Annotated in this window: 22 protein-coding genes; 12 read left to right on the top strand and 10 right to left on the bottom strand. The window is 71.3% G+C overall.

The window, feature by feature from the left end:
• Nucleotides 1–71: 71 nt before the first annotated feature.
• Complete coding sequence (locus AOJ26_RS01915) at nt 72–1,460, top strand: maltokinase N-terminal cap-like domain-containing protein (protein ID WP_053846384.1); 1,389 nt, start codon at nt 72–74, stop codon at nt 1,458–1,460.
• 33 nt (nt 1,461–1,493) lie between these two features.
• On the top strand, nt 1,494–4,256 hold the full coding sequence (gene glgB / locus AOJ26_RS01920) for a 1,4-alpha-glucan branching enzyme (RefSeq protein ID WP_078959699.1): 2,763 nt from the start codon (nt 1,494–1,496) through the stop codon (nt 4,254–4,256).
• A gap of 81 nt (nt 4,257–4,337) precedes the next feature.
• Here the strand turns inward: glgB and AOJ26_RS01925 are convergent, their stop codons facing one another.
• The 4 genes from AOJ26_RS01925 to AOJ26_RS01940 form a co-directional block, all read right to left on the bottom strand.
• Nucleotides 4,338–6,554, bottom strand: a complete 2,217-nt coding sequence (locus AOJ26_RS01925; RefSeq protein WP_053846385.1) for a HelD family protein — start codon at nt 6,552–6,554, stop codon at nt 4,338–4,340.
• A gap of 166 nt (nt 6,555–6,720) precedes the next feature.
• Nucleotides 6,721–7,053, bottom strand: coding sequence for a thioredoxin family protein (locus AOJ26_RS01930; RefSeq protein WP_306300054.1), 333 nt, complete (start codon nt 7,051–7,053; stop codon nt 6,721–6,723).
• Nucleotides 7,050–7,478 (bottom strand): MerR family transcriptional regulator, encoded by a 429-nt coding sequence (locus tag AOJ26_RS01935; protein ID WP_053846386.1) that lies wholly within the window; start codon nt 7,476–7,478, stop codon nt 7,050–7,052. The genes AOJ26_RS01930 and AOJ26_RS01935 overlap by 4 nt, the downstream gene beginning before the upstream one ends.
• Before the next feature lie 28 nt (nt 7,479–7,506).
• Nucleotides 7,507–8,016: an Lrp/AsnC family transcriptional regulator gene (locus AOJ26_RS01940; RefSeq protein WP_179200225.1), complete on the bottom strand. Its 510-nt coding sequence runs from the start codon at nt 8,014–8,016 to the stop codon at nt 7,507–7,509.
• A 45-nt stretch (nt 8,017–8,061) separates the two neighbouring features.
• Here AOJ26_RS01940 and AOJ26_RS01945 point away from each other — a divergent pair, with 45 nt between their 5' ends.
• Complete coding sequence (locus tag AOJ26_RS01945) at nt 8,062–8,991, top strand: NAD-dependent epimerase/dehydratase family protein (protein WP_078959702.1); 930 nt, start codon at nt 8,062–8,064, stop codon at nt 8,989–8,991.
• Nucleotides 8,992–9,046: 55 nt separating this feature from the next.
• On the opposite strand, the gene AOJ26_RS01950 is transcribed toward AOJ26_RS01945, so the two are convergent.
• A complete protein-coding gene (locus AOJ26_RS01950) occupies nt 9,047–9,703 on the bottom strand; it encodes a maleylpyruvate isomerase family mycothiol-dependent enzyme (RefSeq protein WP_053846388.1) in 657 nt (218 codons plus the stop codon).
• Between the two features lie 79 nt (nt 9,704–9,782).
• Between AOJ26_RS01950 and AOJ26_RS01955 the strand changes: the two genes are divergently transcribed.
• Both AOJ26_RS01955 and AOJ26_RS01960 read left to right on the top strand, forming a co-directional pair.
• A complete protein-coding gene (locus AOJ26_RS01955) occupies nt 9,783–10,223 on the top strand; it encodes a MarR family winged helix-turn-helix transcriptional regulator (RefSeq protein ID WP_053846389.1) in 441 nt (146 codons plus the stop codon).
• 38 nt (nt 10,224–10,261) lie between these two features.
• Entirely contained in the window at nt 10,262–10,672 is a 411-nt protein-coding gene (locus AOJ26_RS01960) for a hypothetical protein (RefSeq protein WP_053846390.1), read from the top strand.
• Here AOJ26_RS01960 and AOJ26_RS01965 read toward each other — a convergent pair.
• On the bottom strand, nt 10,638–11,435 hold the full coding sequence (locus AOJ26_RS01965; protein WP_053846391.1) for a DUF2127 domain-containing protein: 798 nt from the start codon (nt 11,433–11,435) through the stop codon (nt 10,638–10,640). The genes AOJ26_RS01960 and AOJ26_RS01965 overlap by 35 nt on opposite strands.
• 75 nt (nt 11,436–11,510) lie before the next feature.
• Nucleotides 11,511–13,181 carry an MFS transporter gene (locus tag AOJ26_RS01970; RefSeq protein ID WP_053846392.1) on the bottom strand — a complete coding sequence of 557 codons (1,671 nt, stop codon included), beginning with the start codon at nt 13,179–13,181 and terminating at the stop codon, nt 11,511–11,513.
• Nucleotides 13,182–13,300: 119 nt separating this feature from the next.
• Between AOJ26_RS01970 and AOJ26_RS01975 the strand changes: the two genes are divergently transcribed.
• Nucleotides 13,301–13,909 (top strand): TetR/AcrR family transcriptional regulator, encoded by a 609-nt coding sequence (locus tag AOJ26_RS01975; protein WP_053846415.1) that lies wholly within the window; start codon nt 13,301–13,303, stop codon nt 13,907–13,909.
• 187 nt (nt 13,910–14,096) lie between these two features.
• Here AOJ26_RS01975 and AOJ26_RS01980 read toward each other — a convergent pair whose 3' ends face one another.
• A complete protein-coding gene (locus AOJ26_RS01980; RefSeq protein ID WP_053846416.1) occupies nt 14,097–15,503 on the bottom strand; it encodes a cation:dicarboxylate symporter family transporter in 1,407 nt (468 codons plus the stop codon).
• A gap of 175 nt (nt 15,504–15,678) precedes the next feature.
• Here AOJ26_RS01980 and AOJ26_RS01985 point away from each other — a divergent pair, with 175 nt between their 5' ends.
• From AOJ26_RS01985 to AOJ26_RS02005, 5 genes are all read left to right on the top strand, one after another.
• Nucleotides 15,679–17,472, top strand: coding sequence for a sensor histidine kinase (locus AOJ26_RS01985; RefSeq protein WP_053846393.1), 1,794 nt, complete (start codon nt 15,679–15,681; stop codon nt 17,470–17,472).
• A complete protein-coding gene (locus tag AOJ26_RS01990; RefSeq protein ID WP_053846394.1) occupies nt 17,469–18,155 on the top strand; it encodes a response regulator in 687 nt (228 codons plus the stop codon). Before AOJ26_RS01985 ends, AOJ26_RS01990 begins: the two co-directional genes overlap by 4 nt.
• A 135-nt stretch (nt 18,156–18,290) precedes the next feature.
• Nucleotides 18,291–19,652: an extracellular solute-binding protein gene (locus AOJ26_RS01995; protein ID WP_053846395.1), complete on the top strand. Its 1,362-nt coding sequence runs from the start codon at nt 18,291–18,293 to the stop codon at nt 19,650–19,652.
• Nucleotides 19,649–20,509 (top strand): carbohydrate ABC transporter permease, encoded by an 861-nt coding sequence (locus AOJ26_RS02000; protein ID WP_053846396.1) that lies wholly within the window; start codon nt 19,649–19,651, stop codon nt 20,507–20,509. The genes AOJ26_RS01995 and AOJ26_RS02000 overlap by 4 nt, the downstream gene beginning before the upstream one ends.
• Nucleotides 20,510–20,511: 2 nt before the next feature.
• The gene (locus AOJ26_RS02005) at nt 20,512–21,354 is read left to right on the top strand and encodes a carbohydrate ABC transporter permease (protein ID WP_053846397.1); all 843 of its coding nucleotides are present in this window, start codon (nt 20,512–20,514) and stop codon (nt 21,352–21,354) included.
• Here AOJ26_RS02005 and AOJ26_RS02010 read toward each other — a convergent pair.
• Nucleotides 21,344–21,571 (bottom strand): hypothetical protein, encoded by a 228-nt coding sequence (locus tag AOJ26_RS02010; protein WP_159044192.1) that lies wholly within the window; start codon nt 21,569–21,571, stop codon nt 21,344–21,346. The genes AOJ26_RS02005 and AOJ26_RS02010 overlap by 11 nt on opposite strands.
• 328 nt (nt 21,572–21,899) lie before the next feature.
• Between AOJ26_RS02010 and AOJ26_RS02015 the strand changes: the two genes are divergently transcribed.
• Nucleotides 21,900–22,604, top strand: a complete 705-nt coding sequence (locus tag AOJ26_RS02015) for a helix-turn-helix domain-containing protein (protein WP_086723868.1) — start codon at nt 21,900–21,902, stop codon at nt 22,602–22,604.
• Between the two features lie 54 nt (nt 22,605–22,658).
• Here the strand turns inward: AOJ26_RS02015 and AOJ26_RS02020 are convergent, their stop codons facing one another.
• Complete coding sequence (locus tag AOJ26_RS02020) at nt 22,659–23,684, bottom strand: ATP-dependent 6-phosphofructokinase (protein ID WP_053846400.1); 1,026 nt, start codon at nt 23,682–23,684, stop codon at nt 22,659–22,661.
• Between the last annotated feature and the right edge of the window lie 174 nt (nt 23,685–23,858).

The raw sequence follows: 23,858 nt of genomic DNA on the forward strand, positions 1-23,858 counted from the left end.
GTTTCCACCGGCCCGCCCGGGGCACGCATCAGTAGCACCCCGACCAGCCAGCCCGGGGAAAGGACGCCACCATGTCGGAAGCCGTGACCCGTACCGCCACGACAAGTACAGGCATCCTCGCCTCCCTCGATCCACTCCTGCGCGAGTGGCTGCCACGGCAGCGCTGGTTCGCGGGCAAGGGACGCCCGGTCACCGGTTTCTCCCTGGTGGCGGTCACCGAGCTGCTGCCGCCCACCGCCAAGCTCGGCCTGTACCACCTGCTGGTCCGGGCCCACCAGCCGCTCGCCGTGGGCGCCCCGCCGCACCCCGGCGACTGCTACCAGCTCCTCATAGGCGTGCGCGAGGCGCTGCCGCCCCGGCTGGCGCCCGCGCTGATCGGCCATGTCGAGGAGGGCCCGCTCACCGGCCGTACCGCGTACGACGCCCTCCACGACCCGCTGCCCGCCGAACTGCTCCTGGAGGCGATCCGCTCCGGGAGCCGGATCGGCGGGCTGCGTTTCGAGCGGGACCCGCACCAGGAGATACGGGAGGGCCTGGTGGCCCGGGTGATGACCGCCGAGCAGTCGAACTCGTCGATCGTCTACGGAGATACGTTCATCCTGAAACTCCTGCGCCGGGTCGTGCCCGGCGTCAACCCCGACCTGGAGCTGCCGCTGGCGCTGGCACGCGAGGGCTGCCCCCGGGTGCCCGCGCCGACGGGGTGGCTGCGGGCGGAGCTGGCGGGCGAGCCGTACACCCTCGGCGTGCTCCAGCCCTTCGTGCAGGGCGCCTCGGACGGCTGGGAGCTGGCCCTGCGGGAACTCGCCAAGGGCGAGGACTTCAGTGCCGAGGCGCACGCGCTCGGGCGGGCCACCGCCGAGGTGCACACCGCGCTCGCGCGGGCCCTGCCGACCGTGACGCTGGGCCACCAGCAGATGCAACCGCTGGTCGACGGCATGATCGAACGGCTGGAGGCGGCCGTCCAGGCGGTGCCCGCACTCCGCCCGCACGCGCCCGGGCTGCGTTCCGCGTTCACCGCGCTGGGCGATCTCGCCGCCGAGGGCGGCACCTGGACCGCCCAGCGCATCCACGGCGACCTCCACCTCGGACAGTGCCTGCGCTCGGCCGCCGGGCACTGGTCGCTGATCGACTTCGAGGGCGAGCCGTCCAAACCGCTCGCCGAACGCCGGCTGCCGCAGCCCACGGCCCGGGACGTCGCCGGGATGCTGCGCTCCTTCGACTACGCGGCACACTCCACCGACCTGCCGGTACCGGGCTGGGCCGATGCCTGCCGGGCCGCGTACTGCTCCGGATACGCCGAGGTCAGCGGTGTGGACCCGCGGACCGATCCGGTGCTGCTGCGCGCGTACGAGACCGACAAGGCGATCTACGAGGTCGTCTACGAGGCCCGGCACCGGCCGGACTGGCTCCAGGTGCCGATGGCCGCGGTCGCGCGGTACGCCACGACCGACCTGATCTGACCGACCCGACTCCCGCCGAGGAGGCTCCACCTCGTGACTCCGCCCACCCCCAGCGGTTCGGACCCGAAGAAGACTGCGCAGAAGAAGGCCGCGGAGAAGACAGTGACGAAGAAGGCGTCGGCGAAGAAGGCGGAGCCGGTGGCCAGGAAGGCACCCGCGAAGAAGGCGGGCACCGGGAAGACCGGTGTCGGCGCCGCGGCGGCGGAAACGGCCCGGGCCGTGAAAGCCGGCGCCGAGAAGGTCGGCGCCGAGGCGGCCGACGCCGTCAAGGCCGTGGCCAAGAGGAGCGGCGGCGGGAAGGCCGCGGCGAAGAAGACGGGTGCCGGAAAGGCCGTGGCCAAGAAGGCGCTGGTCAGGGAGGCCGCCGTCGACACGTCTGTCGTGAAGAAGGCGGCCGCGAAGAAGGCCGCGGCGAAGAAGGCCCCCGCGAAGAAGACAGCGGCCCAGAGGACAGCCGTGAAGAAGACCGCTGCGAAGAAGTCCGCGGTGGCGGAGGTGGCCGCCGAGAAGACGGCACCGCCGACGGTGGCCGCCGGGAACCTCGTGGAGCCGGCCGCGGTGGCGGAGACGGCCGCCCCCGCCGCGGTCCAGCCGCCGGAGACACCCGTCTCGCCCGCCCTGGACGCCGGTGACCGGGAGCGGCTGCTCTCCGCCACGCACCACGACCCGCACGGCGTGCTCGGCGCGCACCCGGTGCCCGGCGGGGTGGCCTTCCGGGTGTTCCGTCCGTACGCTCTGGCCGTCACGGTCGTGGCCGAGGAGGTACGGGCCGAACTGCACGACGACGGCGACGGCTTCTTCTCCGGTCTGCTGCCGCTGCGGGAGGTCCCCTCCTACCGGCTGCTCATCACGTACGCGGAGACGGTCCAGGACACCGAGGACGCGTACGCCTTCCTGCCCGCGCTCGGCGACCTCGACCTGCATCTGATCGGCGAGGGCCGGCACGAGCAGCTGTGGACGGCGCTGGGCGCGCAGCCCATGACCCACCAGGGGGTGGCGGGGACCCGCTTCACGGTGTGGGCGCCGAACGCGCGCGGGGTACGGGTGGCCGGCACCTTCAACTTCTGGGACCCCTCGGCGTTCGCGATGCGCTCGCTCGGTGGCACCGGGGTGTGGGAGCTGTTCGTGCCCGGTGTCGGCGAGGGTGAGCTGTACAAGTTCGAGATCACCCGCGCCGACGGCTCCAAGACCCTGCGCGCGGACCCGCTGGCCCGCCGCACGGAGGTCCCGCCGAACACCTCCTCGATCATCCACGCCTCGCACCACGAGTGGCAGGACCAGGAGTGGCTGGCGAACCGGGCGGCCGGAGCCCCGGCCCACGAGGCCCCCTTCTCGGTCTACGAGATCCATCTGCCGTCCTGGCGACCGGGCCTGACGTACCGTCAACTCGCGGAGCAGCTCCCCGCGTACGTCAAGGACCTGGGCTTCACCCACGTCGAGCTGATGCCGGTGGCCGAGCACCCCTTCGGCGGCTCCTGGGGCTACCAGGTCACCGGGTTCTACGCACCCACGGCACGCCTCGGCACCCCCGACGACTTCAAGTACCTCGTCGACGCCCTCCACCAGGCCGGCATCGGTGTCCTGATGGACTGGGTGCCGGCGCACTTCCCGCGCGACGACTGGGCGCTCGCCGAGTTCGACGGCCGGCCCCTGTACGAGCACGAGGACCCGCTGCGCTCGGCCCACCCCGACTGGGGGACGCTGGAGTTCGACTACGGGCGCCGGGAGGTGCGCAACTTCCTGGTGGCGAACGCCATCTACTGGTGCGAGGAGTTCCACATCGACGGGCTGCGCGTCGACGCGGTCGCCTCGATGCTCTACCTCGACTACTCGCGCGAGCCGGGCCAGTGGGTCCCGAACGTGCACGGCGGCCGGGAGAACCTGGACGCGGTGGACTTCCTCCAGGAGATGAACGCGACGGTGTACCGGCGGGTCCCGGGCGTGGTGACGATCGCGGAGGAGTCGACGGCGTGGGACGGCGTGACGCGCGCGACGCACCACATGGGCCCCGGGGGCTTCGGCGGTCTCGGCTTCGGCCTGAAGTGGAACATGGGCTGGATGCACGACTCGCTGGACTACATGGCCCACGAGCCGGTGCACCGCAAGTACCACCACCACGAGATGACGTTCTCGATGGTGTACGCGTACAGCGAGAACTACGTCCTGCCGATCTCCCACGACGAGGTCGTCCACGGCAAACGCTCACTGGTGTCGAAGATGCCGGGCGACTGGTGGCAGCAGCGCGCCAACCTCCGCGCCTACCTGGCCTTCATGTGGGCGCACCCCGGCAAGCAACTCCTGTTCATGGGGCAGGAGTTCGCCCAGGGCGCGGAGTGGTCCGAGGCGCACGGCCCGGACTGGTGGCTGCTGGATCCGGCGTACGGCGCGGAGGGGGACCACCGCGGCGTCCGTGACCTGGTCCGCGACCTGAACAGCGTGTACCGCCACACCCCGGCCCTCTGGCAGCGCGACACGGACCCCTCGGGCTTCCAGTGGATCGTCGGCGACGCCGCCGAGGACAACGTCTTCGCCTTCCTGCGCTACGACGCCGACGGATCCCCCCTGCTGTCGGTCTCCAACCTCGCCCCCGTGGTCCGCCCCGGTTACCGCCTGGGCGCCCCGGACGACGTCCCGGCCTGGCTGGAGACCCTGAACACGGACGGCGCCCGGTACGGCGGCGGTGACGTCACCAACCCGGACGTGATCAAACCGGACCCCCAGGGCTGGCACGGCCGCCCGGCCAGCATCCAGCTCACCTTGCCACCCCTGGCCACGGTGTGGCTGCGGCCGGCCTGACCGAGGACACCGGAGCGGACCCGCGGGGGTCCGCTCCGGCACGTCGGGCGCCATCGTGAGAACCGAAGTGACACCTGCCGCTCAGGTGGTGGCCAGCGCCTTCGGCAGGCGGCCCGTGTGCAGTACCCCCAGGCGCTGGGTCGCCCGGGTCAGGGCCACGTACAGGTCGCTCGTGCCGTACAGGGCCGGCTCGACCACGAGGACCGAGTCGAACTCGAGTCCCTTCGACTGGCGGGGGTCCAGGAGGACGACGGTCCGCGTCAGGTCCGGTTCCGCGCCCGCCGTGACGCCGTCGAGCCGGGCCGCGAGCCTGCGGTGCAGATGGCGCGGGGCGATGACCGCGAGCCGACCCTCGGCGGGGGTCAGCTCCTCCACCGCCTCCGCGACCGCGCCGGGCAGGTCGTCGGTGGCGCGCACCCAGGGCCGTACACCGGTGGAACGGACCGAACTCGGGGGTTCGAAGCCGGGGTCCTCGGCGCGTACGACGGCCGCCGCGAGCTCCATGATCTCGGCCGGGGTGCGGTAGTTGACGCCGAGCCTCGCGTGTTCCCAGCGGTCCTGGACGTACGGCTGAAGGATCTGCTGCCACGAGCCCACGCCCGCCGCCTCCGCGGTCTGCGCCGGGTCGCCGACCAGGGTCATCGAGCGGGTCGGGCTGCGCCGCATGAGCAACCGCCAGGCCATCGGTGACAGTTCCTGCGCCTCGTCGACGATGATGTGCCCGAACGCCCAGGTGCGGTCGGCCGCCGCGCGCTCGGCGGCGCTGCGGTGGTCGTCCTCCTCCTGCCGCTCGGCGAACCGCTCGGCGTCGATGATGTCGTGCGCGGACAGGACCTCGGAGTCCTCCTCGTCCTTGTCGTCGAACTCGTAGGTGCGCGAGGCGTACGACACGTCGAGCACGCCCTGCGCGTAGGCGACCTGGGTCTCGCGCTCGCGCTCGGCCCGGGCCCGCGCCGACCGCTCGTCCACACCGAGGAGTTCGGCCGCCTCGTCGAGCAGGGGCACGTCCGCCACGGTCCAGCCGCGGGTCACCGGGCGGCGGATGGCGGCCGCGTCCTCGTCGGGGAGGTAGCCGACCGGGTCGGCGAGGAAGTCGGCGACCAGCCGCTGCGGGGTCAGGCGCGGCCACAGCTGGTCGATGGCGGCCCAGACCTCGGGGTTCTCGGCGAGTTCGTCGCGGATCTGGGTGATGTCGCTCGGGTCCAGCAGGTTCGTGCCGTCGAACGGGTCCGTGCCGATGCGTTCGGCGACCATGTCGGTGAGCGTGTTCAGGATGTGCCCCTCGAAGTGCTCACGGGCGACGTTGTGCGGCAGCCGGGCGGCGCGCGTCTTCTCGCGGGCGACCTTGACCAGGCCGTCGTCGAGCATGAGGACCTCGCGGTCGTGCTCGATCGCGATCACCGGGTCGGGCAGCGCCTGCCAGTCGCGTACGACGTCGGCGAGGACGTCCGCCATGGCGGCGCGCCCCTTCACCGCGGCCGCGGCCCGGCTGTCGGTCGCCGTCGCCCGCACCCCGGGGAAGAGCTCCCCGACCGTCGCGAGGAGCACTCCGGTCTCGCCCAGCGAGGGCAGCACCTCGCCGATGTAGCCGAGGAAGGCGGGGTTGGGGCCGACGATCAGCACGGCCCGCTTGGCCAGCAGCTCCCGGTGCTCGTACAGGAGGTACGCGGCCCGGTGCAGGGCGACGGCCGTCTTGCCGGTGCCGGGTCCGCCCTCGACCACCAGCACCCCGCGGTGCGGTGCGCGGATGATCTCGTCCTGCTCGGCCTGGATGGTCTGCACGATGTCGCTCATGCGGCCGGTGCGCGCGGAGTTGAGCGCGGCGAGCAGGACCGCGTCGCCCGTCGGGTCCTCGTGGCCGGTGCGTTCCTGGTCGCCCAGGTCGAGGATCTCGTCGTGCAGGTCGGTCACCCGGCGGCCCTCGGTGCCGATGTGCCGGCGGCGGCGCAGGCCCATCGGGGTGTGGCCGGTGGCCAGGTAGAAGGGGCGGGCGACGTCCGCCCGCCAGTCGATGAGGATCGGGGTGCGGTCGGCGTCGTCGGTGCGCAGTCCGATCCGGCCGATGTGGTGGGTGGTGCCCGAGGTGAGGTCGATCCGGCCGAAGCAGAGGGAGCCGTCCACCGCGTTCAGCGCGGCCAGCAGCCCCGAGCGCTCGGCGACCAGGATGTCCCGCTCCAGCCGGGCCTGCATGGGGGTGTTGCCCTGGGCGAGCGCGTCCGTGACGGAGGCCTCGGTGTGGCCGCGCAGGGCGTCCACGTGTGCGTACAGCCCGTCGATGAATTCCTGTTCCTGCCGCAATTCATCGTCCGGAAAACCGGTGTTTGACAATTCCACTCCCGCCCGGATATACTGTGCTCACTGAGCTTCTTTGCGACTTCATTCCGGTGAAGTCGCGAATCATTGAATATACGCAAAGAAATCCCCCGGGCGCAATCGCCCGGGGGATTTCTCGTATTCCGTCAGCTCACAGGACGTCCGCCAGCTCCTCCAGCAGCCGCCGCTTGGGCCGCGCCCCCACCATCGACCGGACGGGCTCCCCGCCCCGGAACACCATGAAGGTGGGCATCGACAGCACCTTGTAGGCGTTCGTGGTCAGCGGATTGGTGTCGACGTCCAGCTGCACCACCTTCAGCCGCTCCCCCTCCTCCGCGGCGAGAGCCGTGAGCACCGGCCCCATCTGCCGGCACGGCGGGCACCAGTCGGCGGTGAACTCCACCAGCACCGGCAGCTCCGCTCCGAGCACCTCCGTCCCGAAGTCCGCGTCCGTCACCTCGGCCACACCCGCTGCCCTGATCACCTGTGGTCCCCTCCCAGTTCGCACACCGGCTCCGGACCGCCCGGAACCTCGGCGTCGGCGGCCAGTTCGGCACGCGCCCGCTCGGCCCGCTCCAGCTGCTGCCCGACCTGGGCGCGCACGGTCTGCAACTCACCGATCAGCGCGTCCAGTTCGCCGAGCTTGCGCCGGTAGACCGCGAGCGAGGCGGGACACGAGTCGCCCTCGGGGTGGCCGGCCCGCAGACACTCCACGAAGGGCCGCGTCTCCTCCAGGTCGAACCCGAAGTCCTGGAGCGTCCGGATCTGCCGGAGCAGCTTCAGGTCGTCCTCGTCGTAGGTCCGGTATCCGTTGTGTCCGCGCCGCGCGGGCAGCAGACCCCGCGCCTCGTAGTAGCGCAGCGTCCGCGTCGTGGTCCCGGCCCGTGCGGCCAGCTCGCCGATTCGCATGCCACGAACGTAATCCTTGACGCCGACGTCAAGGCAAGAGCGGTTTGCGCTGCATGGGAGAGGTCAGCACGATCGACGTCGTGGTGCGGCCGAGGGCGGAGACCTCCTCGAGGACCTCCTCCAAGTGCACGGTGTCGCGGACGGCGACCTTGAGGATCCAGCAGTCCTCACCGACCACGTGGTGCACTTCGGTGATCTCGGGGCGCTCCATCAGCTCCAGGGTCCGCGGATGGCGCAGGGTGTAGCCGCCGTGCGGGCTGACCCGGATGAACGCCTGGATGCCGTAGCCGAGCCGGGCCGGGACCACGTGGGCGCCGTAGCCGCCGATCACGCCCGCCGCCTCCAGCCGCCGCACCCGCTCGGTGACCGCCGCCGGGCTCAGCCGCACCCGGCGGCCCAGCTCGCTGAGCTTGATCCGGCCGTCGGTCTGGAGGAGCTCCAGGATCTGCCGGTCGAGCGCGTCGAAGGCGACCGAGGTTTCGTCGGCGGCAGGACGCAGACGCCGTGGTTCCTTCGGCACTGCCGCCTGAACTCCCATGGTTGCCCCTTCAGTATCCGGATGTGCGCCAGGAGAATTATGGTCATGGAAACGCCACGAGAGGTACTGGTCATCGGCGGCAGCCGGTATGTCGGCAAGCGCCTGGTCGCCCGTCTGCTGGCCGCCGGCGACCGGGTCACGGTCCTCAACCGGGGTTCGTCCGCACCCCCTCCCGGGGCGGCTCACCTGGTCGCCGACCGCGACGACGAGAGCGCGTTGCGCGCCGCGCTGGACGCACGTTCGTTCGACGTCGTCGTCGACATGGTCTGCTACACCCCGCGCCAGGCGGCGATCGCCCGCCGGGTCCTCGCCGGACGGACCCGGCGCTATGTGATGACCTCGACGGTGGAGGTCTACGAGTACGAGGACTCGATCGCCCTCGTCCGGGAGGACGCCGTCGACCCGACGACCGTGTCCGTCGATCTCCGTCTCCCCTGGGACGACCCCGCATTCCTCGATTCCCATTACGGCGAGGGAAAGCGGCAGGCGGAATCCGTTTTCTCGACGGACCCCGCCTTTCCCTTCACGACGGTCCGCGTGGCGCACGTGCTGGGCGGCGCCGACGACTTCACCGGAAGGCTCGCCCATTACGCCGGCCGCATCCGCACCGGCGAGCCCGTCGCCGTCCCGGTCGACAACCAGCCCGCCACCTTCGTCCACGTCGACGAGATCGCCGGCTTCCTCGCCTGGACGGTGGGCCAGGACTTCACCGGGCCGGTGAACGCGGCCTCCCACGGGCTGCTGGGCACCGAGGAGCTGTGCCGGGCGGTCGCCGCGCACTTCCCCGAGGGGAAGACCCTCCTCCGGCTGGTCGAGGTCGGCGAGGTCTCGCCGTTCTCCTTCACCCGCGCCTACGGCATGGACAACACCCGCGCCACCCGGCTCGGGTTCACCTTCGACGACGTACGGCGGTGGCTGCCGCGGGCCGTGGCCGAGACACTCGGAACCGGGCAGGCACTCGTGAACGGCCGGTAGGGCGGCGGAAGAGGGCGCGGGCGGGGCACCCGCGCCCGCCCCCGTCACCACCCCGTCACCGGGAAGCCGTGACCCCCGTCCACGGCTCCCCGGTGCGCTCGGCCCACTGCCGGGCCGCTTCGGGGCGGCCGGTGAGCAGCAGGAGCAGGGAGGCGATCGGACCGCGGATCTCCTCGCCGGCCCCGCGTGTCCACTCGATGTCGGTGGCCACGAGCCGCGCCTTCGGCAGGGGCCAGGGGCGCGGCGGGAAACGCATGGTCCACACCCGCTCGGCGGCGTCCCGGGCCGCGACCGCCGGGACCGCGCGCTCCCGCCCGAGGGCGAGGGCGATGTCCTGGCCGTGGACGAGCAGGTCGAGCAGGGGTTCGTGCGGTGAGGTGGTCGGCGCGAGGCGGCGGGAGCCGACGATCGAGCGCAGGTCGGCGACGATCGCGGCCACCGGCTGCTCCGCCTCGCGGACCGCCGAGTCATGGATCATCCGGTTCCAGTTCCCCCGGGCGCGGACCATCTCGCGGACGACCCGGCCGCGGGAGAAGCGCGCCGCGATCGTCAGGTGCGCGGCGACGTCCCGCACCCGCCAGTCCCCGCACCGGGTGCGCGTCTCCCACTCCTCCGGGCTCAGGCCCTCCAGCAGGTCGGCCAGGCTCGCCCGCTCCCGGTCGACGAACTGCCAGAGCTCGTCGGTGTCCAGCACTGCACCCACGGGAATCACCCACTCAAGTGGTAAGCTTCTCTGACCAAAGTAGTCAGAGACTCTGACCAATGTCAAGCAGTGCGAGGGAGCGTCGACGATGGTGGCGGAGAGCGAGCTCAACACGGGTGTGCTCCTGTTCCTCCCGTACCGGGCCCTGGAGAATCGAATCTTCGCCGCGCTCGCGGAAGCCGGCTTCGACGACTTCACACCCGCCCAGGCCCGGGTCATGCAGCGGATCGGCCCCGACGGGACCCGGCTGACGGAACTGGCCGAGCAGGCCCAGATCACCAAGCAGACCGCCGGCTTCCTGGTCGACCAGCTCGAGAAAGCCGGCTATGTCACCCGCGTCCCGGACCCCACCGACAAGCGGGCCCGGCTGGTGCGGGGCGCGGCGAAGGCGCGGGCGGCGAAGGAGGTCGCCGACGGAGTGGTCGCGGAGGTGGAGAAGGAGTGGGAGGAACACCTGGGCAGGCGCCGCATGCAGCAGCTCCGCGAGGCACTGACCCTGCTGCGGGAGATCACCGATCCATGGGCCTAGGGTGTGGCTCCGTGCGGACACCGACGGAGAGGGCAACGATGACGACCCCGGCCTGGTGGGAAAAGCTGACGGGCGTCAGTGAGGTCCTGGCGGAGGCCGACCGTGCCGAGATCCGGAGCTGGCGGGGCCCCGCGGCGCAGGACGGCGACGAGGTCCCGCCCCTGACGGTCCGGCTGGCCGCACTCGGACGCGTCTTCGCCGAGCGCTCGGCCGACCTCACCCCGGAGCAGACCCGCGCGCTGTTCCGGCGCCTGGAAGAAGTTCAGGCGGCCGACGGCGAGCGGTACGGCAGCGCCGTCGCCACCGGATTCTTCGAGGCGCTGCTGAACGCCTGGGACAAGGGCTTCGACCTCCGCTCCGTCTGGCCGGCCCTCGGCCCGCACTCACGTGCCTACTGCCGGGCCTGGAACGGCTTCACCGGCGTCCCGACGCCTGACTGGATGCGCTGAACTCCCGCACCCCGCCCGCCTCCTCGACCTCCAGCAGCGATGCGCTGTGCCGTTCCGCCTCGAAGGCCCGGTGGCCGCCGCGCAGGCCGAACAGGCGCTTGGCCAGGAGGATGTAGAGGACGGCGAGGATGTTGAGGAGCAGGGTGGCGATCTTCAGTCCACTGACGCGCTCGGTGAGCTCGTAGACCTCCAGCGGGAGGAACGCGGCGGTCGCGACCACCGTCAGGTACTCCGCCCAGCGCCTGGCGTACCAGAGGCCGACCGCCTCGACGAGCTCGACGACGGCGTACGCCAGCAGCAGCACGGCCACGAGGACGAGGGTGCCGTGCCGGTACCCGAACGTCCTGCGGACGGTGTCGACGACCGGCGAGTGGTCGAGGTCGTAGTGGAAGTGCCGGAACACCGGACGGAAGACGTCCAGGTACTCGTCGAAGAGCCGGCGCACCGCGTCCCGGCTGTTGCTGAACTTCCACACCGCCAGCGCGGCCAGTACGACGAACACCCCGCGCACCGCCCGCTCGACCGCGAGGAAGCGCAGCACGAACAGGTCCCTGAGCACCTTGCCGCGCGGCACCAGGGGCGCGTGCTCCGCGGGTCCCGAGCCGTGCGGCTCGCCGAGGACGAAGTCGCCGCAGCGCAGACAGCGCCAGGCCGCGCCGAGGGCGGTCCCGGCGTACAGCCGCTCCCGCAGGCGGGGTTCGTCGGGCGCGTAGGTCACATGGCCGCGGCGGGCGCACGTCCGCCGGTCCCAGTCGATCTTCATCCCCCGCGCCTCCGCAACCAAGAGCGTGCCGTCCGGGGACGGCACGCTAGTGGGGCGGGGTAAGAGTCCGGTGAGTCAGCGGGTGCCCGCCAGCTCCTTCTCCCGCTCGGCCCGGGGTGCGGTCTCCGCGGGCTTCCGGCCCGGCAGCAGCACCGCCACCAGTACCGTCCCGGCGCCCAGCACGATCGCTCCGACCAGGCTGGTGTGCGCCACCGCGTCGGAGAAGGACGAGCCGACCGCGTCCGCCATCTGCCGGGCGCCGGAGGCGAGTTGGTCGGCCTGCGCCTTGAGCTGGGCCGCCTGCTGGGGGTCGGTGGCCTGCGCGGCCCGCTCGGCGGCCCTGCGGGCCTGCTCGCCGATGCCCTGCGCGACCGTGTACCCGGCGCCGACCGAGTCCTGGGCACCGGCCAGGGCGGACGCGGGGAGCCTGCTGCCCGCGGTGGCGTCGGAGAGGTGGTCCGAGTAGGAGGTGGCCAGCAGGGAGCCGAGGATCGCGATGCCGAGGGAGCCGCCGAGTTCGATCGAGGTGTCGTTCACCGCGCCGCCGACGCCCAGTTCGGACTCGGGGAAGGCGCCCATGATCGCGTCCGTGGCGGGCGAGAGGGCGAGGCCGATCGCCAGGCCCAGCACGATCAGGGGCGCGACGAAGTCGCCGTAGGACGAACCGGCGTCGATCCGGGTGAGCAGGGCGAGGGCCGTGGTGCCGCCGACCATGCCGGCGGTGACCGTCCACTTCATGCCGACCCGCGGGGTGAGGAACCCGGTCAGGGCGGAGCCCGCGAAGACCGCGCCGGCGAGCGGCAGCATGCGCAGGCCGGTCTCCAGGGCGCTGTAGCCGAGGACGAACTGGAGGTGCTGGGTGAGGTAGTAGAAGGCGCCGAAGACGGCCAGGAAGAACAGGGCGACGGCGAGGTTGGAGCCCGCGAAGCCGCGGTCGGCGAAGCGGCGCACGTCGACGACGGGGCGCGGGTGGCGCAGCTCCCAGGCGACGAAGAGCGCGAGGCCGGCCCCCGCGACCACCGCGGCGGCGATCGCCTTGGCGTGCCAGCCGAAGTGCGGCCCCTCGATGATCATGTAGACCAGCGCGCCGATCCAGACGACCGACAGCAGTCCGCCGACGTAGTCGATGCGGCCGTGCTCGGCGGCCCTGGAGGGCGGGACGAGGGCGAGCGCGGCCACGATGGCGACGGCCGCGACCGGGACGTTGATCAGGAACGTCGAGGTCCAGGCGTGCTGCTCCAGGAGCGCGCCCGCGACCAGCGGACCGGCCGCGATCGCCACACCGGAGGTGGCGGTCCACACGGTGATCGCCTTGGCCCGCTCCCCGCGCGGGAAGGTCGCGGCGAGCAGGGACAGCGTGGCCGGCATGATCATCGCGGCACCGGTGCCCATCACCGCGCGGGCCGCGATGACCGTCGTGGCGCTGCCGGCGAAGGAGCCGAAGACCGCGCCGCCGCCGAAGACGCCGAGCCCGAGCAGGAGCGCGCCGCGGCGGCTGTACTTGTCGCCGATCGCGCCGAGCAGCAGCATCAGGGCCGCGTACGGCACGGTGTAGCCGTCGATGACCCACTGGAGGTCGGCGCTCGACAGCCCGAGGTCCTCGGTCATGTCGGGGGCGGCGACCGTGAGGGCGGTGTTCGCCATCACGATGATCAGCAGGCTGAGGCAGAGGACGAGGAGTGCCCACCAGCGGCGGGCGTAGGGGCGCTCCATCTTCTCGACCGGTTCGGTCATGACGAGTCGCATGGCAGGGGTGGCCTTCCTCAGCGGACTTGCACAGTGATGTGCATTTGCTCAACACTGTGCAATGTACGCTCACTGCACAACGGTGTGCAAGTCCGGTGGGGAGGGGCACAATGACGGCCATGACCACGGGCCACTCCAGCCGCGCCGACGCCAACCGGCGCCGCATCCTCGACATCGCGCTCGCCGAACTGCTGCGCGACCCCGACGCGTCCATGGACCAGATCGCGCGCGCCGCGGGCGTCGTACGACGGACCGTGTACGGCCATTTCCCGAGCCGTGAGGCGCTGATCGGCACCCTCGTCGACGGGGCTGTGGAGGCGGTGGCGGCCGCGCACGCGGCGGGGCGCGAGGGGACCGAGGACCTGGCGCAGGCCGTGGCGGGCTCCGTGCTCGCGGTCTGGGAGGTCGCCGACCGCTATCGCATCCTGGTCGCGCTCGCCCAGCGCAGCGTCACCGTGCAGGGCATCCGCGAGCGGCTGGCGCCCGTGCGCGCGGCCTGCGCCGAACTGCTCCAGCGCGGCCTGGACGAGGGCGTCTTCGTCTCCCCGCTGCCCGCGCCCGCGCTGGCGTACGTCCACGAGCAGATGATGTTCGCGGTCATGGAGGCGGTGAACGACGGGCTGCTGGACGCGGAAGAGGCGGGCCGCTCCACCGCGGTCACCGTTCTGACCGCGGCGGGCGTACCCGCCTCTCTGGCCACCGCGCTGGTGGCGAAGCTGAGCGGCTGAATCCCGCTCGGGAAGGGGGCCCGGGCGGCCGAGCCACGGGGGGAGTACTCGGCCGCCCGGGGTGGGGAGCCGGGCCCGGGTTCAGGTCGGGCCCGGCTCAGCTCTGCGTGGCCCAGTGGCCACCGGCTCCCGGCGTCCGGCGTCAGCGCCGGCTCCGGCGTCCACGTCGGCTCCGGCGTCCGGCCGGTCAGGCCTTGGCCAGCTCCTTCTCGCCGCCCTGCTCGGGGATGTCCGCCGCCGGGACTTCGTCGTCGTGGTCGAGGAGCGTCTTCTCGTCGAAGGGCAGGTGACCGGCGAGCACCTGGTCGACGCGCTCGCGGTCGATCTCCTTGGTCCAGGTGCCGATCAGGACGGTGGCGACGGCGTTGCCCGCGAAGTTGGTCAGGGCGCGCGCCTCGCTCATGAAGCGGTCGATGCCGACGATCAGGCCGATGCCGTCCACCAGGGCGGGCTTGTGCGACTGGAGGCCACCGGCCAGGGTCGCGAGACCGGCACCCGTGACACCGGCGGCGCCCTTCGAGGCGACGAACAGGAAGAGCAGCAGCGGGATCTGCTCGCCGATCGACATCGGGGTGCCCATGGCGTCGGCGATGAACAGCGAGGCCATGGTCATGTAGATCATGGTGCCGTCGAGGTTGAAGGAGTAGCCGGTCGGGATGGTGATGCCGACCACCGGCTTGCTGACACCCAGGTGCTCCATCTTCGCGATGACCCGCGGCAGCGCGGACTCGGAGGAGGAGGTCGACAGGATCAGCAGGAACTCACGGCCGAGGTACTTGAAGAGCGTCAGGATGTTGAGGCCCGCGACCAGCCGCAGCAGCGTGCCGAGCACGATGAAGACGAACAGGACGCAGGTGGTGTAGAAGCCGACCATCAGGAGCGCGAGGTCCTTCAGGGCGTCGACGCCCGCCGAGCCCACGACGGCGGCCATCGCACCGAAGGCGCCGACCGGGGCGGCCCACATCACCATGGCGAGGACCCGGAAGACGAGCCGCTGGATGTGCTCGACACCGCGCAGGACCGGCTGTCCGACCGGACCCATCGCCTGGAGCGCGAACCCGACGAGCAGCGCGATCAGCAGGGTCTGGAGCACCTCGCCCTCGGTGAAGGCGGAGACGAACGTGGTCGGGATGATGCCGAGCAGGAACTCGGTGGTGTCCTTGGCCTCCGCGTCGACCTGCGCGTGGCCGACGTCCTTGACCGCGTCGGTCACGGCGAGACCGGTGCCCGGGTCCAGGATGTTGCCGACGACCAGGCCGATGCCGAGCGCGACCAGCGACATGATCGTGAAGTAGATCAGCGCGATGCCGCCGACGGCGCCGACCTTGGCGGCCTTCCGTACCGATCCGATACCGAGCACGATCGTGCAGAAGATGATCGGCGAGATCATCATCTTGATCAGGTTCACGAACCCGGTGCCGATCGGCTTCAGCTCGACCGCGAAGTCGGGTGCGACCAGGCCGACGGTGATACCGAGGGCGACCGCGACGATCACCGCGATGTACAGGTAGTGCGTGCGGTCCTTTTTGACTGCGGGTGCCGTATCGGGGGTACTGGCGGCCACGGCTGCCCTCCTTGACGTCTTCGTCGGCATGACCGGCGTGCGGCTCACGTCCGGGCTTTTGAAGGAATGCCGTGACTATCTCCCGCCCTGTGAGGGCGGTCACCCTTCCGTTCATTGAGTTCACCGACAGGCCTCCCGGAGCGCCGGGCCACCGGCCCCGTCGCGAGGGCAGCGGTCAAAATCGGCCATGGGGCACACTGACGGCATGCGCATCGCCGTACCGAGACCCCGCAGCCTGGCGGCCCAGCTCTTCGCCATGCAGGCCGTGCTGATCGCCGTGCTCGTGGCGGGGTACGCGCTGTTCACCTACGTCAGCGACCGGGGGCAGGCCGAGGACGCGGCGCGCAGTCAGGCCAGGGCGGTGGCGCGGGCGGTCGCGGACTCGCCGTCCGTGCGGGAGGCGATAGGCACGCCGAGACCGACGGCCGAACTCCAGCCGTACGCGCTCAGGGTCATGGCCGACACCGAGGTCGACTTCGTCACCATCATGAGTCCGCAGGGCATCCGCTGGACCCACCCCGACGAGAACCAGATCGGCAAGCACTTCCTCGGCAACACCGAGCGCGCGCTGAAGGGCGAGACCTTCACGGAGACCTACACCGGCACCCTGGGCGCCTCGGTCCGGGCGGTCACCCCCGTCAAGGACGACAAGGGACACGTCATCGGCCTGGTCAGCGCCGGCATCCAGGTCGAGAAGATCAGCGAACGGGTGCAGGGCCAGCTCACCGCCCTGCTCGCGGTCGCGGGCGGCGCGCTCGCGCTCGGCGCCATCGGCACGTACGTCGTCAACGCCCGCCTGCGCCGCCACACGCACGGCATGAACGCGACCGAGCTCAGCCGGATGCACGACTACCACCAGGCAACCCTGCACGCGGTTCGCGAGGGGCTGCTGATGCTGGACGGGCAGTACCGTGTCGCGCTGATCAACGACGGCGGACGGGAGCTGCTCGGGGTGTCCTCGCAGGACGGTGTGGTCGGGCGGTCGGTGGCGGACCTCGGGCTGCCGGCGCCGCTGACCGGTGCGCTGCTCTCCTCGGAGCCGCGGGTCGACGAGGTCCACCTGACGTCCACGCGGGTGCTGGTCGTCAACACCTCCCCGGTCTCCGGCGGAGAGCAGCGCGGCACGGTGGTCACCCTGCGCGACGTGACCGAACTCCAGTCCCTGATGGGCGAGTTGGACTCCGAGCGGGGCTTCACCCAGGCGCTGCGCTCCCAGGCCCACGAGGCGGCGAACCGGCTGCACACGGTCGTCTCCCTGATCGAACTGGGCCGCGCGGAACAGGCGGTGGACTTCGCGACCGCCGAACTGGAACTGGCGCAGGCCCTGACCGACCAGGTCGTGGCGGCGGTCGGCGAGCCCGTCCTGGCCGCCCTCCTGCTGGGCAAGACCGCACAGGCGAACGAGCGGGGCGTGGAGCTGGTCGTCTCGGAGGACAGCCGCCTGGACGACGGACTGCTGCCGGAGAGCCTCCCGGCCCGGGACCTGGTCACCATCCTCGGCAACCTCATCGACAACGCGGTGGACGCGGCCCAGGGCAGCGTCCGGGCACGGGTGACGGTGACGGCGTACACGGCGGGCCCGGAGGGCGGGGCGGGCGCCGACGGCTCGGCGGGCACGGCCGGCCGCGGGCTGGTGCTGAGGGTCTCGGACACCGGCGCGGGCGTTGATCCGGCCCACGTCGAGACGGTGTTCCAGCGGGGCTTCTCGACGAAGCCGGCGGGCCCGGGCGGCCGCGGGCTGGGCCTGGCGCTCGTACGGCAGACGGTCAACCGCTGCAAGGGCACCCTGACCGTGACGGAGGCGGAGGGGGGCGGCGCCGAGTTCGAGGTACGGCTGCCGCTCGGAGGCGAGACCGGGACCGAGGCAGGGGCTCCGGCCCCGGAGGGCTCCACGGCCCCGGGCAACGGCACGGAACCCGACGGCTCCCCCGCCTCCAGTGACCGCCCGGCCCAGCACGGTGCCCCCGTTCCCGCCCCCGTCCCCGGAGGCGACGCATGACCGGTCAGCAGCCCATCCGTGTCCTGGTCGTCGAGGACGACCCGGTCGCCGCCGACGCGCACGTCCTGTACGTCAACCGCGTGCCCGGCTTCACGGCCGTCGGCAAGGCGCACACCGGCGCCGAGGCCCGTCGTCTCCTGGACCGTACGGCCGTCGACCTGCTCCTGCTCGACCTGCACCTGCCGGACGGGCACGGCCTCCAGCTCGCCCGTTCGCTGCGCGCGGCCGGGCATCAGGCGGACGTGATAGCGGTGACGTCGGCCCGGGACCTGACGATCGTCCGCGAGGGCGTCTCCCTCGGAGTCGTGCAGTACGTACTGAAGCCGTTCACCTTCGCCACCCTTCGGGACCGGCTGATCCGGTACGCGGAGTTCCACGCGGCGGCCGGTGAGGCGAGCGGTCAGGACGAGGTGGACCGCGCGCTGGCCACGCTGCGGGCCCCGGGTCCGGCCGCCCTGCCCAAGGGGCTCAGCGCGCCGACCCTGGAGCGGGTGACGGTGGCGCTGCGGGACTGCGCGGAGGGGCTCACGGCGACCGGTCTCGCCGAGGTGGTCGGCATCTCCCGGATCACGGCCCGCCGCTACCTGGAGCATCTGGTCGACGCGGGCCGGGCGGCACGCAGTCCGCAGTACGGGACGGTGGGGCGGCCGGAGTTGCAGTACCGGTGGGTCAGGGGGCAGTAGGGCAGGCACTCCGCCGTCCCGGACCGCCGCCCGGCAAGTCCCGGCCGCTGCAAGGTCATTGACGGGACTAGACCACTCCACTTACGTTCACACGGCAGCCGTCCCGGCCACAACGACGTGAGCCCGTAGGAGGTCATGCCCGTGCGCCCCACCGCCGTACTCCCCTCCCTGCTCGTCACCGCCCTCGCCGCGTCCGCCCTCACCGCCTGCGGCGGCGGTTCCGGGAGCGATCCGGACACCGTGAAGGTCTCGTTCAAACAGTCCACCGACAACTCGGTCCACGTGATGGACGACTACCTGGCGGACGTGAAGAAGCAGTTCGAGAAGGCCCACCCCGGCAAGAAGGTCGAGCTCGTCCCGATCAAGGCCCCGGACTCGGAGTACTACACCAAGCTCCAGCAGATGCTCCGCTCCGCGAAGACCGCCCCCGACCTCGTCTACGAGGACACCTTCCTCATCAACTCCGACATCACCAGCGGCTACTTGAAGCCGCTCGACGCCTACCTCGCCAAGTGGCCCGACTGGAACCGGTTCATCGACACCGCGAAGGCCGCCGCGAAGGCCGAGGACGGCAAGACGTACGGCGTCCCCGACGGCACGGACACCCGCGGGCTCTGGTTCGACAAGGGGATCTTCGCCAAGGCGGGCCTGCCCGCCGACTGGCAGCCGAAGACCTGGGACGAGGTCCTGGACGCCGCCCGCACCATCAAGCGCAGGGTCCCGGACGTCACCCCCCTCAACGTCTACACCGGCAAACCCGCGGGCGAGGCCGCCACCATGCAGGGCTTCGAGATGCTGCTCTACGGCACCGAGGACCGCCTGTACGACGAGTCCGCCAGGAAGTGGATCGCCGGCAGTCAGGGCTTCAAGGACGCCCTGTCCTTCGTCGAGACCGTCTACCGGGAGAAGCTCGGCCCGGACGTCTCCACCGCTCTCGACCCCAACATCCAGACCATCGTCCGCGGCGACCTGCTCCCCAAGGGCAAGCTGGGCATCAACCTGGACGGCTCCTGGCTCCCGCAGGACTGGCTGCCCGGCAGCGGCCACGAATGGCCCGAGTGGTCCAGCGAGCTGGGGCTCGCGTACATGCCGACCCAGCACGGGCAGGCCCCCGGCAAGGTGAGCATGTCCGGCGGCTGGACCTGGGCGGTCCCGGCCAAGGCGGGCAACCCCGACCTCGCCTTCGAGTTCGTGAAGACCATGCAGACGAAGGCCAACGCCCAGAAGTGGTACGTCGCCAACTCCGGTATCTCGGTGCGCGAGGACGTGGCCGAGGACCCGGCGTACGCCAAGGCCCAGCCCGGGATCAAGTTCTTCACCGACCTGGTCGCGAGCACCCACTACCGGCCCGCCTACCCGGCGTACCCGAAGGTCTCCACCGCGATCCAGGAGGCGATGGAGGGCGTGACGACCGGTGACGTCCCCGTCGAGGAGGCGGCCAAGGGCTACGACGTCGCGCTCAAGGAGGCCACGGACAACCAAGTGATCGAAAAGTGAACCCGCGCTCCCTCACCCGTGCCCTCCCCCTCACCCCCGCCCTCGTCCTGCTGCTCCTCTTCCTCGCCGGTCCGATCGCCTACTGCGCCTGGATCGCCTTCACCGACCTGCAGTTGACCGGCCAGGCCGAGTCGTCGTTCGTCGGCTTCGAGAACTTCCGTACGGCGTTCGGGGACGAGGAGTTCCTCAACGCCGTATGGCTGACGCTGGTGTTCACGGTCGTGTCGTCGCTGGTCGGGCAGAACACCCTGGGCCTGGCCCTCGCCTCGCTGATGCAGCGCGCCTCGAAGCCCGTGCGCACGCTCACGGGCGGCATCGTCATCACCGCGTGGGTGCTGCCCGAGGTCGTGGCGGGCTTCCTCCTCTACGCCTTCTTCCGCAAGGAGGGCACCCTGAACGCCGTGCTCGACCTGCTCCGTCTGCCGTCCCAGAACTGGCTGTTCACCCTGCCGATCCTGGCGGTGTCCTTCGCGAACGTGTGGCGGGGCACCGCCTTCTCCATGCTGGTCTACACGGCGGCCCTGAACGAGATCCCGAAGGAGATCACGGAGGCCGCCGAGGTCGACGGGGCGGGCGGCTGGCGCCGGATGTGGCACATCACCCTGCCGATGATCCGGCGCTCCATCGGCACGAACCTGATGCTCAACACCCTCCAGACCCTGTCGGTCTTCGGGCTGATCTGGGTGATGACCAGGGGCGGTCCGGGCGACAGGAGCCAGACCCTGCCCCTGTTCATGTACGAACAGGCCTTCCAGAACAGCATGATCGGCTACGGCACCGCGGTGGCCCTGCTGCTGCTCCTGGTGGGGTCCCTCTTCTCGGTGGTCTACATGCGCCTGCTGCGGACGGAGGTGTGACCATGGCCGGGGCGTCCCTCGCCGACCGTCGCCGCAACCGCCGACTGGCCGCCGACGCGGGCCTGTTGGTGGTCGCCGCCGCCTTCGTGCTGCCGCTCGCCTGGGTGGCGCTGTCGGCGCTGGACCCGCACGCCGACCTTCGGGTGAAGGTCCCGGACGGGCTCACGCTCGGGAACTTCGACGCGATCCTGACCTCGGAGATCACCTTCACCCCGCTGCTCAACAGCCTCGTCCTGTGCGGCGGGGCGACCCTGCTGACGGTGGTCTGCGCGGCCCTCGCGGCCTACCCCCTGTCCCGCTTCCGCTCCCGCCTCAACCGGCCGTTCCTGCTGTCGATCCTGTTCGCCACCAGCCTGCCCATCACGGCGATCATGGTCCCGGTCTACGCCCTCTTCGTGCAGGTCGACCTGATCGACACCCTCCAGGGCACGATCCTGTTCTTCGCCGCCTCCCAACTCCCGTTCGCCATCTGGCTGATGAAGAACTTCATGGACGGCGTGCCGAAGGAGCTGGAGGAGGCGGCCTGGACGGACGGCGCGGGCACCCTCCAGTCCCTGATCCGGATCGTGCTGCCCCTCATGGGACCCGGGGTCGCGGTCGTGACCGTCTTCTCCTTCGTCATGATGTGGGGCAACTTCTTCGTCCCGTTCATGCTGCTGCTCACCCCGGACCAGATGCCGGCGTCCGTCAGCATCAACGAGTTCTTCGGCAACCGCGGCATGGTGGCCTACGGCCAGCTCGCCGCGTTCTCGATTGTCTACTCGACACCGGTGATCCTGCTGTACGTACTGGTCGCCCGGCGGCTGGGAGGCGGGTTCGCCCTGGGCGGGGCGGTCAAGGGGTGACGAACCCCGAGCTCCTCACCCCGGCCCCGACCGCGAGAGGCGCCCGCGACCCGAGGCCGACAACTCCCGCCCCCACTCCGCCGGATACCCACACCAGCTTCACCTGCCGCTCGTCCACCGGCAGTCGTGGATTCTGCGGCTCGGGGTGGGAGAGGGAAACGTTCGGATTGCGCCGCGAGTTTTCCTCCCTCTCCCGCCCGAGCGCCGTGTCGGCCATGGCGTACTCACCTTCGAGGCCCGGCCGCATGGGCGAGACCTGCGGCGCTCCGGCGGGGCCGACGGTCACGAGGTGCCGGGCGCCCGGCGGCGACAGCCGCTCGCGCATATGCCTCTCTACCTTGCCGTTCAGCCCGTGCTCGAAGATCGCACCCCGCTCCGGACACCCGTCCGGGCACCCGGCGCCTTGCTCGCCACCGCGTCCGCCGGGACGACGGAGGATCTTCCACCAGCCCGAATGCGCGCTCGAAACCGTAGCTTCCTACAATCCGTGTTCCTGGCCGAACAGACCGTAGTCACCGGCCGTTCGCTTCCCTAACTTGTGGGCCGTGCGCCGACCCCCAGCCCTGCCGAACCAGCCCGGACCGCCCTTCGACAACCTCACCGCCCGCAGACTCCGTGTCGCCCTCGGCATGGGGCCCGAGCACGTGGCCTACGGGCTGCGCGTCTCGTACGGGCTGCCCTACGCCACCCCGGATCTCGTCATCGCCTGGGAACGCGGGACCGTCTGCCCGACCAGTCCGGAACTCACCGCCCTGGCGGGCGTGTTGTGGTGCTCCCCCGGTGAACTCATCGGCCGCCCCCGCACCCTGCGCGAACACCGCGTCGCACGCGGCATCGCCCCCGAGGACGTCGCCCGCGCGGTGGGACTCGAACTGCTCGCCTACCTGGGCATGGAGGAGCACGACGAGTGGCGCGGCACCGACCGCCAGTCCGCCGCCCTCGCCGATCTGCTGGAGCTGACCCTGCCGGACTTCGTCGCCGTCACGGGGCGCGAGAAGCGGCTCGCCGAATGCCTGCGCGGGGCGGTCAGCACCCGCTGGCAGGCGTACGTCCGTCAGATCGTGAGGATCGTCCCCCTGGACCGGCATCTGGTGGAGGAGGCCTTGATGGAACTGCACCGGCAGTACCAGGGGCAGATGGTGTCCACCCTGAGCTGGGGCGGGGGCGGCGAACGCTCCGGCGAGGCCGGCCAGGAGTTCCTGGACGGGATCGTGGAGCGGTTCTGGGACGCGGTCGAGGGACGGCCGTAGCAACCGCCGCCCCGGCCCGGTAAAACAGGCCTGGAAGCAGGTCCGGTAGCAGGCCTAGAAGACCGACTCCGCCTCGTCCATCCGGTCCTTGGGGACCGTCTTCAGCTCGGTGACCGCCTGGGCGAGCGGCACCATCACGATGTCGGTGCCCTTGAGCGCGGTCATCCTGCCGAACTCGCCCCGGTGCGCGGCCTCCACCGCGTGCCATCCGAAGCGGGTGGCGAGGACCCGGTCGTACGCGGTGGGTACGCCGCCACGCTGCACGTGCCCGAGGATGACCGGCTTGGCCTCCTTGCCGAGCCGGCGCTCCAGCTCGTACGCCAGGGCCGTGCCGATGCCCTGGAAGCGCTCGTGGCCGAACTGGTCGATCTCGCCCTTGCCGTAGTCCATGCTGCCCTCGGCGGGGTGGGCGCCCTCGGCGACGCAGACCACGGCGAACTTCTTGCCGCGGGCGAAGCGCTCCTCGACCATCTTGACCAGGTCGGCCGGGTCGAAGGGGCGCTCGGGCAGGCAGATGCCGTGGGCGCCGGCGGCCATGCCGGACTCCAGGGCGATCCAGCCCGCGTGCCGGCCCATGACCTCGACGACCATCACGCGCTGGTGGGACTCGGCGGTGGTCTTGAGGCGGTCCATGGCCTCGGTGGCCACGCCGACCGCGGTGTCGAAGCCGAAGGTGCGGTCGGTGGAAGAGATGTCGTTGTCGATCGTCTTGGGGACGCCGACGACCGGGAGGCCCGCGTCGGACAGCATCCGCGCGGCCGTGAGGGTGCCCTCGCCGCCGATCGGGATCAGCGCGTCGATGCCGAACTCGTGGATCATGTCCGAGGCGTTCTCGCACGCCTCGCGCAGCCGGTCGCGCTCCAGTCGGGAGGAGCCGAGGATGGTGCCGCCGCGGGCCAGGATGCCGCTGACGCTGTCCAGGTCGAGGGCGCGGTAGCGGCCGTCGAGCAGGCCGGAGTAGCCGTCCTCGAAGCCGATGACCTCGTCGCCGTAGTTGTCGACCGCGCGGTGCACGACCGACCGGATCACGGCGTTCAGGCCGGGGCAGTCGCCGCCTGCGGTGAGAACTCCGATGCGCATCGTGCTGTGTCTCCTGCTCGCTGTTGATACCGGTGAGCCAGGTCCGATTCTTTCACGTCCCGCGCAGCCCCGTCGCATCCGGTGCTGACGGGCGCCTTATCCATCGATCGGGGTATTGTCAAGAGGGTTTCCGCTCACCTAGGTGGGCGATTTTCATGACAGCGACTTTTCCGA

Origin of the sequence: Streptomyces sp. NRRL B-24085 (assembly GCF_001282115.1) — a bacterium.
Lineage (GTDB): Bacteria > Actinomycetota > Actinomycetes > Streptomycetales > Streptomycetaceae > Streptomyces.

Bases quoted from the DNA above. Each gene is read 5' to 3' on its own strand.
- AOJ26_RS01935 (WP_053846386.1), bottom strand. From the start codon at position 7,478: ATGCGAATCGGCGAGCTGGCCGCACGGGCCGGGACCACGACGCGGACG.
- AOJ26_RS01940 (WP_179200225.1), bottom strand. From the start codon at position 8,016: ATGGGAGTTCAGGCGGCAGTGCCGAAGGAACCACGGCGTCTGCGTCCT.
- AOJ26_RS01980 (WP_053846416.1), bottom strand. From the start codon at position 15,503: ATGCCGACGAAGACGTCAAGGAGGGCAGCCGTGGCCGCCAGTACCCCC.
- AOJ26_RS02005 (WP_053846397.1), top strand. From the start codon at position 20,512: ATGGCCGGGGCGTCCCTCGCCGACCGTCGCCGCAACCGCCGACTGGCC.
- AOJ26_RS02020 (WP_053846400.1), bottom strand. From the start codon at position 23,684: ATGCGCATCGGAGTTCTCACCGCAGGCGGCGACTGCCCCGGCCTGAAC.
- AOJ26_RS02010 (WP_159044192.1), bottom strand. From the start codon at position 21,571: ATGGCCGACACGGCGCTCGGGCGGGAGAGGGAGGAAAACTCGCGGCGC.
- AOJ26_RS01975 (WP_053846415.1), top strand. From the start codon at position 13,301: ATGACCACGGGCCACTCCAGCCGCGCCGACGCCAACCGGCGCCGCATC.
- AOJ26_RS01915 (WP_053846384.1), top strand. From the start codon at position 72: ATGTCGGAAGCCGTGACCCGTACCGCCACGACAAGTACAGGCATCCTC.
- AOJ26_RS01970 (WP_053846392.1), bottom strand. From the start codon at position 13,181: ATGCGACTCGTCATGACCGAACCGGTCGAGAAGATGGAGCGCCCCTAC.
- AOJ26_RS01995 (WP_053846395.1), top strand. From the start codon at position 18,291: ATGCCCGTGCGCCCCACCGCCGTACTCCCCTCCCTGCTCGTCACCGCC.
- AOJ26_RS01965 (WP_053846391.1), bottom strand. From the start codon at position 11,435: ATGAAGATCGACTGGGACCGGCGGACGTGCGCCCGCCGCGGCCATGTG.
- AOJ26_RS01955 (WP_053846389.1), top strand. From the start codon at position 9,783: ATGGTGGCGGAGAGCGAGCTCAACACGGGTGTGCTCCTGTTCCTCCCG.
- AOJ26_RS01960 (WP_053846390.1), top strand. From the start codon at position 10,262: ATGACGACCCCGGCCTGGTGGGAAAAGCTGACGGGCGTCAGTGAGGTC.
- AOJ26_RS01990 (WP_053846394.1), top strand. From the start codon at position 17,469: ATGACCGGTCAGCAGCCCATCCGTGTCCTGGTCGTCGAGGACGACCCG.
- AOJ26_RS01945 (WP_078959702.1), top strand. From the start codon at position 8,062: ATGGAAACGCCACGAGAGGTACTGGTCATCGGCGGCAGCCGGTATGTC.
- AOJ26_RS01985 (WP_053846393.1), top strand. From the start codon at position 15,679: ATGCGCATCGCCGTACCGAGACCCCGCAGCCTGGCGGCCCAGCTCTTC.